Here is an 11,773-nt window from a genome sequence, read left to right as displayed (position 1 = left end):
GCCCGGTGGGGGCTGGTCGCGCCCCGCGGCGGAGCCGCAGATCGACACAGCCCCGCGTTCCTAGCGAAGGGGCGCTTCGCGCCCTTCGAAATCCGCCGCGTCCCATGTTCCGCCCAGTGTTGGGGCCAGCCAATGTCCGGCCATCGTGCGGAAGTTGGTCGGGGGAAGTGATCCCGCACCTGCCGGCAGCGCCCCGATCAGAGGAGCCCCGGCGATCACCGGCAGGTCTGCCAGGTTGCAACGCGCCGCCAGATCAGGCGAGTCGGGCCAGCTGCCGATGACGATGCCCGTCAAGTGGATGTCTCTGCGGGAGAGTTCACGGGCCGTCAGTTCTGTCGCGTTGAGGGTGCCCAGGCCCGCCGACGCGACGACCAGGACCGGTGCGTCCAGCAGTTCGGCCGCGTCCGCCAGGGTGCCGCCCTCGTCGTCGAAGCGTACGAGCAGTCCGCCCGCGCCCTCCACCAGGACCACGTCGTACTCGGCGGCCAGTTTCGCGGCGGCCTCCGCCACCTCGGACGGCCGGACCGGTGGCAGCGAGGCTCGTCGGGCGGCCGTCGCGGGAGCCAACGGGTCCGGATAGCGGGCGAGTTCGAGGGTTCGTACGGCACCCGCGAGCCGCGCCGCCTCGTCGGCGTCCCCGCGCTCGTCCGGACGTACCCCTGTCTGTGCGGGCTTGAGCACGGCCACCGTGCGGCCCGCGGCGAGGGCCGTGGCGGCGACGGCGGCCGTCGTGACCGTCTTGCCGACCTCCGTGCCCGTCCCCGTGATCACCAGGATCGGCATGCTCATCCCTCCTGTGCCGCCGCGCACACAGCGCGCGCGATCCGCGCCACGTCCGCGTCGCCGGTGATGTACGGCGGCATGGTGTAGACGAGGTCGCGGAACGGCCGCAGCCACACGCCCTCGCGCACGGCCGCCGCCGTGGCCGCCGCCATGTCCACCTCGTGATCGAGCTGGACCACCCCGATCGCGCCCAGCACACGCACGTCCCGGACCCCGGGAAGGTCCGCCGCCCCGGCGAGCCCGTCCCGCAGTCCGGCCTCGATCCGTTTGACCGCCGCCCGCCAGTCCTGGTCGAGCAGCAGCCCGATCGAGGCGCAAGCGACGGCCGCCGCCAGCGGGTTGCCCATGAAGGTCGGGCCGTGGGCCAGCACCGGGACCTCGCCGCGCGAGATGCCGTCGGCCATCCGTGCCGTGCACAGTGTCGCCGCCATCGTCAGATAGCCGCCGGTCAGTGCCTTGCCCACGCACATCACATCCGGCGTCACCGCCGCGTGCTCCGCCGCGAACAGTGCGCCCGTACGCCCGAACCCGGTCGCGATCTCGTCGAACACGAGCAGCACGCCGTACTCGTCGCACGCCTCGCGCAGCACCCGCAGATAGGCGGGGGAGTGGAAGCGCATCCCGCCCGCGCCCTGGACCACCGGTTCGACGATCACGGCGGCCAGTTCGCCGGCGTGCCGCTCGATCGTCGAGCGCAGGTGGTCGGCGTACGGTTCCTCGTACTCCGTGGGTGGCGCGTCCGCGAACACCTGGCGGGTCAGGACGCCCTGCCACAGCTCGTGCATGCCGCCCTCGGGGTCGCACACGGACATCGGCTGCCAGGTGTCTCCGTGGTAGCCGCCGCGCCAGGTCAGCAGGCGCTGCTTCGCCGGGCGGCCCACCGAACGCCAGTACTGCAGACACATCTTGACCGCGACCTCGACCGAAACCGACCCCGAGTCGGTGAGGAAGACATGTTCGAGTCCATCCGGAGACAAGTCGACAAGGAGCTTCGCCAGCCGAACGGCGGGCTCATGGGTGAGCCCGCCGAACATGACGTGGCTCATCCGCGAGAGCTGCTCGCGCGCGGCCTCGTCGAGCACCGGGTGGTTGTAGCCGTGGATCGCCGACCACCAGGACGACATCCCGTCGACCAGCTCGGCCTTCCCGCCCGCTAGCCGCAGCCGCACCCCGCTCGCCGACTCCACGACGAGCGGTTCGACACGGCCCGGCATGGGCCCGTACGGATGCCAGACGTGCCGCCGGTCCAGGTCCAGAAGTTCGGACAGGGGCAGGTCAGGCATTGGGCGCGAGGTCCGTTCCGGCACCTCGTCGGCGCACGGTGACCAGGTCCGTACGCGGTTCGGGCGCCGCCGCGTCCGAAGCGCAGGCGCCCGCCTCCGTGCCGCACGCCCCCGACGCTGCCGATGACGCGCCGCAGCCGCCGCCGGCCGCCCGGTGTTCCGGCAGCGTGACCTGGTCGGTGCCCTCGATCTCGAAGCCGGCGTCGGCGATCATGTCGAGGTCGGCCTGGCCGGCCTGCCCCTCGGTGGTGAGGTAGTCGCCGAGGAAGATCGAGTTGGCGAGGTTCAGGGCGAGCGGCTGCATCGTCCGGAGGTGCACCTCCCGGCCGCCCGCGATGCGCACCTCCGCGTCCGGGCACACGAACCGGACCATCGCCAGGATGCGCAGACAGCGCTGCGGGGTGAGGTTCCACTCCTTGGCCAGCGGGGTGCCCTCGACCGGGATGAGGAAGTTGACCGGAACCGAGTCGGGGTCGAGGTCGCGGAGGGAGAAGACGACGTCGACGAGGTCCGTGTCGCTCTCGCCCATGCCCGCGATCAGGCCCGAGCAGGCGGACAGCCCGGCCGCGTGGGCCTTCTGGACCGTGTCGACCCGGTCCTCGTAGGTGTGGGTGGTGGTGATGTCGCCGTAGGTGGCCTCGGAGGTGTTGAGGTTGTGGTTGTAGGCGTCCGCCCCGGCCTCGCGCAGCCGCTCGGCCTGGCCGTCGGAGAGCAGGCCCAGGCAGGCGCACACCTCGACGCCCTCGTGTCGGTCCTTGATCGCCTTGATCGTGCCGGCCACCCGGTCCACGTCCCGGTCCGTCGGACCGCGCCCGGACGCCACCAGGCAGACCCGCTTGGCGCCCCCGGCCAGTCCGGCCGCCGCGGCCTTCGAGGCCTCGTCAGGCTTGAGCCAGGTGTACTTCAGGATGCCGGTGGTGGAGCCGAGGCGCTGCGAACAGTAGGAACAGTCCTCGGGGCACAGCCCCGACTTCAGGTTGACCAGATAGTTGAGCTTCACCCGGCGGCCGAACCAGTGCCGGCGCACCTTCCCGGCCGCGGCCACCACATCGAGGAGATCGTCGTCGGAGGTGGCCAGCACGGCCAGCGCCTCTTCACGGGTCGGCAACTCGCGCCGCAGTCCCTTGTCCACCAGCGTCGTCAGCAGGTCCATGGGAGCCGATCCTGACGTATCCGACGGGCTGAGGGAAAGGAGAGTTCGTACAAGAGAGGTGCTTCGACGTGTGGGGTATGTAACACGCCCACCTCGGTACGTAGGGTCAACAGAGAGCATGGAAGACCGGGTCAGAGGCCCAAAGTCCGCATCTCACCGCCGATTCGGTGAGAGACATGTGTGAGACGAAAGGGCCAGTGGATCAGTATGGAGGGTTCCTACAACACCCCCGAAGGGGCTGTTCCCTCAAGCGCCGTGCGTGACGTGATGCGGGCTGTTCTGGAAGCTCTCGACATCCCCATCCCGCTTGACACCAAACGACATGGGGGGTCTGACCAGCATGGAGGAGGTACTCGGCAAGCACACCGTCACCCCGACGTCCTCGCGGCCCAACGACTGCGAACGCGCCCGCATCCGCAGCGAACGAGGCATCCGCTGGGGCGACAGGCCCCTGTCCACCGCGGTCTGACCACTCAACCCGGTGAACCTTCCCGGTCACAGCACAAGCCGCGGGCCGGAACGTGACGGAGCCCGGGAGCATGTCCAGCTCCCGGGCTCCAGCTTGCCACCCATTTGCGCACACCGACGGCGTTTAAGAACCGCGGGTCATGTTGAGATCGACGTGTTCTGCCTTTGAACTACAGCGCCACGAGAGAGGCGCCGAGGGGACTTGAACCCCCATCCGTCGATGTTCGCCCACGCTCGGTCGATCCGGTGTTCGGCGGCGAATACTGAGACTGGAGCGAGAATCTGAGTTTCACGGGGCCGCCTCTGCCAGGCTTGGGCCACCCCCGCACGTGGTGCGGGGAGAGGGATTCGAACCCCCAACTGACACCCCTTCATCAGCTTCAACATCAGTTTCAGCTTGCGCTCATCGCGCACCCTCCGCTCGCGACGGAGGGCGTGTGTGGAGGCTACCGGAACAGGTAGCCGAATACCGCGTCGCCGACCCGCTGGTCGGTGACCTCGGTGTTGTTCGCCTCCTCGCGGGCGAACTTGACGGACTGCTGGAGCTTCTCGACGCGGTCGAGGAGCTCGTTGACCCGCCGGGCGGGCAGCGCGCCGGAGAACTTCACCGTGGTCCAGTAACCGACCGGGACGTCCTCGTAGTACACCTCGACTTGCGCCGGGTGCTTCTCCGTGGCCTCGGCCTTCACGTGGTTGCGCGGAACCTTCTTCGTGCGGATGGTCCGCACCGGGTCCGTCTTCCACGAGTCCGTCGAGGGGTCCAGGTTCCAGGACTCGGAGGCGTCGAGCACTGGCAACTTGCGCACAAAGGTGTGCAGGTCGGTGAGTTGCTTCTCCAGGAACAACAGGTAGGGGACGGGCACCTGGGGCAACAGCACCGTACCGTCGGCCACCACGTCCGCGACCGCGGACCGGTTCGCCCAGTCCTTCGTCGCGGTCACGTCGAAGAGCCGCGTCAGCGTCCCGGCGGTCGCCCGCAGAGCATCCTCGGCCTTGATCTGCACTCGCGTGGACTCGGGCGGCAGCTGCTCGCCCTCCTCGTCCTTGGGCTGGTAGGTCCGGGAGATGCCGGCCAGCAGGGCGGGCTTCTGCACGTCCTGGTGAGCCTGGGTGAGCTCCTGGAGAGCCTTGGACTTGACGCCCTTTTCGACTGCGATGATCTGATTCAGCTTCGGCACACGGCGAACCTAACAACCCCGCGCCGCACGCACATCCGATTAAACGCCTGCCCCGTCTTTTCCGCCCCCGTCCTTTCCGCCTCAGAGGGCGGGGCGGCGGGTGTGAGCCCGGACCGGGGCGCGAAGGTCACCAACCGTAAGGAGGCTGCCCGGCCGGCGGCCCGTACGGTGCATCGCAAGGCGGCGGGCCACGGCTCCTACCGCACGTACCTCGATGGTCCGACCAACGCGTCGAGGCTCCGTGCCGGCCATCGCGACACGGTGAACCTTCACGGTCACAGGTCCTAGGGGCGCAGGAGCACCTTGCCGCGCGCACGGCCGGTCTCGCTCAGCTCGTGCGCCTTGGCGGCGTCGGCGAGCGGAAAGTTCCGGTCGACGCGCACGCTCAGGCGTCCGTCGGCGGCGAGGCGGGCGTACTCGGTGAGCTCCGGCCCGAACCGTCGGCTGTCGCCGGAGAAGGTGATGCCCAGCTCAAAGGCCCGAGGGTCGGAGATGGTGACGATGCGGTCGGTGGTGCCGCCGCACAGCTGGACGGAGACATCCAGTGCGTCGATGCCCTGCGGGGCGACGGCGCGGACACGGTCGGCGAGGCCGTCGCCGTACACCACGGGGATCGCGCCGAGAGAGTGCAGGTAGTCGTGGTTGGCCTCGGACGCCGTACCGATAACGGTGGCACCGCGAGCCACGGCGAGCTGGACGCCGACGGAGCCGACCACACTTGCCGCTCCGTGCATCAGCAGCGTCTCGCCCGGGCCCACCGCGAGCTCGACCAACGCACGGTCGGAGGTCTCGACGGCCACGGGCAGCGCTGCGGCCGTTCCTCGCGGCGGCCGAGGAGGCAGGCATGCCGCTCTTCGTCCACCCCACGGACGGTCCGCACGCGATACGGCGTGCCGAGCCGACGTACGCCTTCGGTGTGGGCATGCTGACGGACACCGCTCTTGCGGCCACCGCACTGGTCTTCGGAGGTGTGCTCGACGACTTCGCCGGTCTGCGCGTGGCCCTGGCCCATGGCTGCGGCGCCTTCCCGTGGACGTACCCCCGCACCGCATACGGCGACACCATCGTGCGCGGCGGACCCGACCCGGAGCGCACGGCCCGACTCGACCGCCTCGTCGGCTCGTTGTGGGCCGACACACTCCGAGCACCTGCGGCTGGTGGCCGAGCGTCTGGGCGCCGGACACCTCATGCTCGGCACGGATCACCCCTTCCTGCGCGCGCCCTTGGAAACCGCTCTCGCGACCGTCTCCGAGGCCGCCGATCGCAACATCCTCAGCGGGCGGCAGATTGCCGGCGTCCTCGGACTCCACGCGCTCCGCTTCCTGGGCCCGTGACCGAGAGGTGACCTCCCCTGTGGAGACGGACGGTCGCGAAGACCGACGGACAAGGATGTCGGTGTGCAGCCGTCGGCGGGGTACTGGCCGGCCGTGAGGTCTACTGCCCCATGCTGGACGAAGTTCAGCGAGCGGTGCCAAGATCCCCGACTATCGCGCGCTCGTCACCGAAGACGAGCTGAACCGTCCGCCAAGCCTCCACTGCCAACTGCGCGGTGGCCTCCTCCGTAAAGGCTGTCTTTCATGGCACGTTTCGCGGATCGAGTGGCCATTGTGACCGGGGCCGGTGCCTCTGACGGAATCGGTGTCGCGGTCACCAGGGGGCTGGCCGCGGAGGGTGCGCGCGTCGTGTTGGGCGCGACGTCCGAGAGGGTGCACCAGCGAGCGGCGGAGCTGGGGCCCGCCGCCGTCGGTGTGATCGCCGACCTCACCATCGACGGGGCCTCGGACGTCCTGGTGCAGGCCGCGATGGACCACTGGGGCCGCGTCGACGTGCTGGTGAACAACGCCGGCATGACGTCCGTGGCATCGGGCTGGGACGCAGACGACGACGTCGCCGATCTGTCTCTGGCCGACTGGGAAACGGCGCTGTCCCGCAACCTGACCACCGCTTTCCTGATGTGCAGGGCCGTGGTGCCGATCATGCGGGCTGCCCAGTACGGCCGTATCGTCTCGGTCGGCTCTACCAGCAGCACGGTTAGCGCGATGCCGGGGCAGGCCACGTACACGGCCGCGAAGGCGGGGCTGCTGGGGCTGTCCCGGGCGCTCGCCCTTGAGGTGGTGTCGTACGGCGTCACCGTGAACGTCGTGGCCCCCGGCTATGTCGCGACCGGCTCCCAGCTGGAGTTCGAGGCAGCGGCCGCCGCGGCGGGCCCCATCGGACGCAGTGCCACACCGGACGAGATCACGGCTTGCGTCATGTTTCTGGCGCACGAATCGGCGTCGTTCGTCACCGGATCGGCTCTCGTGGCCGATGGCGGGCACGGTCTTCCAGAGACGTGGCCGCGACCGTGAGCCTCGTGCAGCTTCTCGGGGCTTTCTCCGAGGCCGAGACGAGCCCTTGGGGCCAAGTGGCCAGCAGGGTGTAAGGAAGACGCCCGGCTTGAAGCGGCGTGGGAACGCCCGCCCTGCGGCGACCCTCCGAGCGGTGTCGTACCCCAGCGCCGAGCCGCACGTTCAGGCCCGTCGGAGCGTCGACGAGAGCCTCGTCGGCGGGAGAAGGAACGCGCTGCCAGGGCACCTGCCGCCCGGCCATCGCGCGGCCCTTGTCGATCCAGAACATCCGGCAGCCCGGCTCGCTCGGCGTGCAGGGCTGCCCGTCTTCGAAGCGGTCTGCTTCCTCGTCAACTGCGGGGCCGGAACGTGTGGGGACATGACGATCCCGCCCGGAGCCGCCAGGTCGTGCGCCGAGCGTGAGTGGCCAGTCGATCACCGGGTCTTGGCAGCGCCTCCTGGCCGGGGCTTCGGCGGGCTGCCGGCGAGGCAGGTTCCATGTCCGGTGCCATATGGCTTCCAAGATCCGAACGATTGATTCGACTTTAGCGGTAGAGGAATCGATGGTCCTGTGCGTGTATTGCGCGTGAATCGATTGCATGCTTAGCTGATCGAGCACCTAGGAGGTGTCCTTATGGACGACATCGATCGGGCCATCCTGTGCGAGCTGCAGGCCGACGGTCGTATCCCCTACGCCGATCTCGGCCCGAAGGTCGGCCTGTCGGCGTCGGCCGCCCGGCAGCGGCTGCAGCGGCTGATCGACACCAATGCGGTGCAGGTCGTCGGTGTCACCGACCCGATGGCGATGGGCGGGCAGGCCATGGCCCTGCTCGGACTCCGAGTCGACGGCGATCCGAGAGCGGTGGCCGACGAACTCTCACGCCACGACGAGGTCGTCTACGCCGTCCTGACCGCCGGTACCTTCGACTTGTTCGCCGAGGCCGTCTGTCGCCGTCCGCGTGACCTGCTGGACTTCGTCAACGACGTCGTGCGTCCCATCGAGGGCGTGACAAAGATTGAGAGCTTCCCCTACTTCGGGATTCACACGCACCGGTTCTTCTGGAACGTCGGCTGAGCAGCGCCCCAACTGGCGGCCATGCGGCGCAGCCTTTCACGACGCCGCCAAACCGTACCGGGCCGCCGAACTCCGATGGGCACCAGGAGATCGACCGCCGCGGTCTCGCCGAGTCCGTGGACTCCGTGGCGGCGGACTGAGCGGCGAGGAAAACCCTCGACGCCACTGCGGACCTCCAACTCTAGGTTTTTTGCGCCCACTTCAGTGATCCGCGCGATGGCGTGGCACGCCGCCCTGCGTCACCTCTGTCTGATCACGCTCGCCGATCCGCAATGACCGGGTTGTCGCGGGTCAACCAACTGATGAACGGAGAATTCGATGGGCATCTCCTCTGCCGAGTGGCTGGTGGCGCCGATGGTCGCAATCGAGGAGGAGAGGGCCGCAGCCCTCCTCGCGGAGCGATTCGGCATCGAGGGAACACTCGAGGAACTGGGCAGCAACCACGACCGCAACTTCCGGGTGCGCACCGGTCTGGATGAGCACGGGTACGTCTTCAAGGTCTTCAACCCGGCCATCGACCGCGCGGTACTGAGGGCGCAGTCCGAGGCCACCGAGCGCCTCGCCCGGGCGCTGCCGGAACTGCGGCTACCGCGGGTCCGGGTCGGAGTCGACGGGGAGCACATCCAGACCGTCTCCGTGGCCGGCCAGGACTACGACTGCCAATTGCTCGACTATGTTCCCGGTGACCCCATCATGGACAGCCGCTATCTGGCTCCGCGGGTTGTGGCGCGGCTGGGCGAGCTGGCCGGACGCATCACCGCGGCCCTGGAAGGCCTCGACATACCGACTCCGGACCGGCCGATGCTGTGGGACCTGCGCAACGCCCTCGAAGTCGTCGAGGCCCTGGCCCCGCACATGGTCGACCGGCGAAGGGCCGAGCATGTGCTGCGAGCCGCCCGCGCGGCACAACAACTGGTGGAGCGGCGCGCCGCGCGGCTTCCGATACAGGTCATTCACGGCGATGTGGCCGACAACAACGTGGTGTGCTGGACGGAGCCGGACGGCCGCCCCATACCGGTCGGGCTGATCGACTTCGGAGATCTCACACACAGCTGGGCGGTGGCCGAGCTGGCGGTCGCCTGCACTTCCGTCCTGCATCATCACGGAGCCACACCGGCTTCGGTGCTGCCCGCGGTCCGCGCGTTCCACGCCGTACGGCCGCTCGTCGGAGACGAGCTGGACGTGCTGTGGCCCCTTGTCGTGCTGCGCGGCTGCGTGCTGGTGGTATGCGGGCAGCACGCAGCACTGCAGGACCCCGGCAACGGCTACGCTGCGGCGGCCCTTGACCGTGAGTGGGCCATGTTCGAGGCCGGTGCCTCGGTACCGGCCGAGGTGATGGCGGCCCACTTCCGGCAGGTGATCGGCGAACCCGCCCCGCACAGCGATCCACCGACCTCGAGCCATCCTCTTCTCTCCGAACTTCCCTCCGAAGCAACGGTGCTCGACCTGTCGGTTACCAGCGACGCGCTGCACGGCGGCGGCTGGCTCGATCCCGACGCGGAGGCCGCTGTGGTCGCACGGGCACTCGCCTCGGGCGGCACGGCAGTGCTGACCCGGCACGGAGAGTGCCGTCTCACCCGCACACAGGTCGACAACACGGAGGAGAGCGCCACGCTCGCGCTCGGCGTGGAGGTGCACCTCACCAGCCCGCTGGCGGTCCACGCGCCGTGGGTGGGAACGGTCACCCGGCACGCCGAGCACGGAGTGACCCTGACCGCCGGGGGGCTGCACCTGGTGCTCGACGGCATCAGCCCGGCTGTCGCGGTCATCGACGGGGGAGAGGCCGTATCCGGTCAGCAGTTGGGCACCGTCGCCGCACAGGGCAGCCGGTATCGGTTGGATGTGCAACTGTCCCGGCTGAGCACGGGAATTGCGCCACGCTTCACCCGGCCAGGGCTGGACGCGGGCTGGCTATCGATGTGCCCTGATCCCACCGGCCTGATCCTCCCCCGGGCGGACCGCCCCGTGGCGGACACGCCCACGGAGCCGGAGAGCGTCCTGCTGGAGCGTCGAGTGATGTCTTTCGCCACCGTGCAGGAGCACTACTTCCAAACGCCTCCGCAGATCGAGCGAGGCTGGCAGCACCATCTGGTGGACACCCGCGGCCGCGGCTACCTGGACATGCTCAACAACGTGACCGTCCTGGGCCACGGCCACCCGCGACTGGCTGAAGCAGTGCACCGGCAGTGGCAGCGGCTCAACACCAACTCCCGTTTCCACTACGCCTCGGTGGTGGAGCTGTCGGAGCGGCTGAGCGCGCTCCTGCCGGACGGACTCGACACCGTTTTCCTCGTCAACAGCGGCTCCGAGGCCGTGGATCTGGCACTGCGGCTGGCCTGGGCCGCTACCGGGAGGCGCGATGTCGTCGCGGTGGAGGAGGCGTACCACGGCTGGACCTACGCCGGCGACGCCATCTCCACCTCGACGGCCGACAACCCGAACGCCTTGGCCACCCGCCCCGCGTGGGTGCACACAGTCCCCACCCCGAACAGCTACCGCGGCCGGCACCGCGGCCCGGATTCGCACCTCTACGGCCCCGAGGCCGTGGCCGTGATCGCAGACCTGGTCAGGTCCGGACGCCCGCCGGCGGCGTTCGTGTGCGAGCCCTACTACGGCAACGCCGGCGGAATGGCTCTGCCCGACGGCTATCTTGAGCAGGTCTACGCCGCCACCCGGGAATCCGGCGGTCTCTGCATCGCCGATGAGGTGCAGGTCGGCTACGGTCGGCTGGGCTCTCATTTCTGGGGCTTCGAGCAGCAGGGCGTCGAACCGGACATCGTCGCTGTTGCCAAGGCGATGGGCAACGGCCACCCCCTGGGGGCGGTGATCACCCGACGCGAGATCGCCGACGCCTACCGTTCGCAGGGCTACTTCTTCTCATCGGCCGGTGGCAGTCCGGTCAGTTCGGTGGTCGGACTGACCGTGCTCGACGTGCTCCGCGACGAAGGGCTCCAGGACAACGCCCGCACGGTCGGCGCACACCTGCGAACGCGGCTGCTGCGACTCGCCGACAAGCACCCGCTGATCGGCGCCGTCCACGGCAGTGGCCTGTATCTGGGCGTCGAGTTCGTCAGAGACCACGAGACACGGGAACCGGCGACCGAGGAGACAGCCGCCATCTGCGAGCGGCTACGGGAACTGGGCGTGCTGATGCAGCCGACTTCGGACCGGATGTGCGTCCTGAAGATCAAGCCGCCGCTGTGCCTGACCACGACGAGCGCCGACGTCTTCGTCGACGCCCTCGACGACGCACTCACCCACGGATGGTGACACACGGTAGGGGCGCACCTGTCGGAGGCTGTCCTGCGGCACCGATCAGCGGTGGCACCAGGTCGACACAGCCAAGTCAGAGCCCAGCAGCGAGCACACCGGGTGACAGCTGCTGACCTGCGTTGTCGCGCGTCGAGCCGACTGTGGCCTCGACGATCTCGGTCCTAGGGCGTCCCGGACATCCGGGCACCACCCTGATCCGACCTCAGCCTCCCCCCCCACGGGACCCGGACTCA

General features: G+C 69.3%; 9 protein-coding genes and 2 pseudogenes. 6 read left to right on the top strand and 5 right to left on the bottom strand.

The genetic code is table 11. The annotated features are described in order from the left end of the window. Positions 1-60: 60 nt before the first annotated feature. Genes bioD through bioB form a run of 3 tightly spaced genes read right to left on the bottom strand, consistent with a single transcriptional unit; the run spans position 61 to position 3,219 of the window. Positions 61-783 carry a dethiobiotin synthase gene (bioD, locus tag IEY89_RS34360; RefSeq protein WP_189151495.1) on the bottom strand — a complete coding sequence of 241 codons (723 nt, stop codon included), beginning with the start codon at positions 781-783 and terminating at the stop codon, positions 61-63. Between the two features lie 2 nt (positions 784-785). Further along, positions 786-2,066 (bottom strand): adenosylmethionine--8-amino-7-oxononanoate transaminase, encoded by a 1,281-nt coding sequence (locus tag IEY89_RS34355; protein ID WP_189151461.1) that lies wholly within the window; start codon positions 2,064-2,066, stop codon positions 786-788. Next, positions 2,059-3,219, bottom strand: coding sequence for a biotin synthase BioB (gene bioB / locus IEY89_RS34350; RefSeq protein WP_189151460.1), 1,161 nt, complete (start codon positions 3,217-3,219; stop codon positions 2,059-2,061). Before bioB ends, IEY89_RS34355 begins: the two co-directional genes overlap by 8 nt. A gap of 322 nt (positions 3,220-3,541) precedes the next feature. On the opposite strand from bioB, the gene IEY89_RS34345 reads away from it, so the two are divergent. Continuing rightward, entirely contained in the window at positions 3,542-3,688 is a 147-nt protein-coding gene (locus IEY89_RS34345) for a hypothetical protein (RefSeq protein WP_189151459.1), read from the top strand. A 445-nt stretch (positions 3,689-4,133) separates the two neighbouring features. On the opposite strand, the gene IEY89_RS34340 is transcribed toward IEY89_RS34345, so the two are convergent. Together IEY89_RS34340 and IEY89_RS34335 are read right to left on the bottom strand one after the other, a co-directional pair. Next, positions 4,134-4,865, bottom strand: a complete 732-nt coding sequence (locus tag IEY89_RS34340) for a DUF7873 family protein (protein ID WP_189151458.1) — start codon at positions 4,863-4,865, stop codon at positions 4,134-4,136. Between the two features lie 284 nt (positions 4,866-5,149). After that, positions 5,150-5,680, bottom strand: a pseudogene (locus tag IEY89_RS34335) (zinc-binding dehydrogenase); the annotation flags it as partial. Between IEY89_RS34335 and IEY89_RS42055 the strand changes: the two are divergent. The 5 genes and pseudogenes from IEY89_RS42055 to IEY89_RS34315 form a co-directional block, all read left to right on the top strand. Beyond that, a pseudogene (locus tag IEY89_RS42055) lies at positions 5,584-5,829 on the top strand (hypothetical protein); the annotation flags it as partial. The pseudogenes IEY89_RS34335 and IEY89_RS42055 overlap by 97 nt on opposite strands. 193 nt (positions 5,830-6,022) lie before the next feature. Continuing rightward, positions 6,023-6,199, top strand: coding sequence for an amidohydrolase family protein (locus IEY89_RS34330; protein ID WP_189151456.1), 177 nt, complete (start codon positions 6,023-6,025; stop codon positions 6,197-6,199). Between the two features lie 243 nt (positions 6,200-6,442). Then, on the top strand, positions 6,443-7,213 hold the full coding sequence (locus IEY89_RS34325) for an SDR family NAD(P)-dependent oxidoreductase (RefSeq protein ID WP_189151455.1): 771 nt from the start codon (positions 6,443-6,445) through the stop codon (positions 7,211-7,213). A gap of 613 nt (positions 7,214-7,826) precedes the next feature. After that, positions 7,827-8,267 (top strand): Lrp/AsnC family transcriptional regulator, encoded by a 441-nt coding sequence (locus IEY89_RS34320; RefSeq protein WP_189151454.1) that lies wholly within the window; start codon positions 7,827-7,829, stop codon positions 8,265-8,267. Positions 8,268-8,585: 318 nt separating this feature from the next. Then, on the top strand, positions 8,586-11,537 hold the full coding sequence (locus tag IEY89_RS34315; protein WP_189151453.1) for an aminotransferase: 2,952 nt from the start codon (positions 8,586-8,588) through the stop codon (positions 11,535-11,537). Positions 11,538-11,773 lie beyond the last annotated feature (236 nt).

The organism is Streptomyces lacrimifluminis, from assembly GCF_014646095.1.
Lineage (GTDB): Bacteria > Actinomycetota > Actinomycetes > Streptomycetales > Streptomycetaceae > Streptomyces > Streptomyces lacrimifluminis.
The sequence above is the reverse complement of the archived record's forward strand: the minus strand, read 5'-3'. Positions and strand labels throughout refer to the sequence as shown.

What these genes read in the sequence shown, in the direction of transcription:
- bioD (WP_189151495.1), bottom strand. Translation starts at nt 783, where the DNA reads ATGCCGATCCTGGTGATCACGGGGACGGGCACGGAGGTCGGCAAGACG.
- IEY89_RS34355 (WP_189151461.1), bottom strand. Translation starts at nt 2,066, where the DNA reads ATGCCTGACCTGCCCCTGTCCGAACTTCTGGACCTGGACCGGCGGCAC.
- bioB (WP_189151460.1), bottom strand. Translation starts at nt 3,219, where the DNA reads ATGGACCTGCTGACGACGCTGGTGGACAAGGGACTGCGGCGCGAGTTG.
- IEY89_RS34345 (WP_189151459.1), top strand. Translation starts at nt 3,542, where the DNA reads ATGGGGGGTCTGACCAGCATGGAGGAGGTACTCGGCAAGCACACCGTC.
- IEY89_RS34325 (WP_189151455.1), top strand. Translation starts at nt 6,443, where the DNA reads ATGGCACGTTTCGCGGATCGAGTGGCCATTGTGACCGGGGCCGGTGCC.
- IEY89_RS34320 (WP_189151454.1), top strand. Translation starts at nt 7,827, where the DNA reads ATGGACGACATCGATCGGGCCATCCTGTGCGAGCTGCAGGCCGACGGT.
- IEY89_RS34315 (WP_189151453.1), top strand. Translation starts at nt 8,586, where the DNA reads ATGGGCATCTCCTCTGCCGAGTGGCTGGTGGCGCCGATGGTCGCAATC.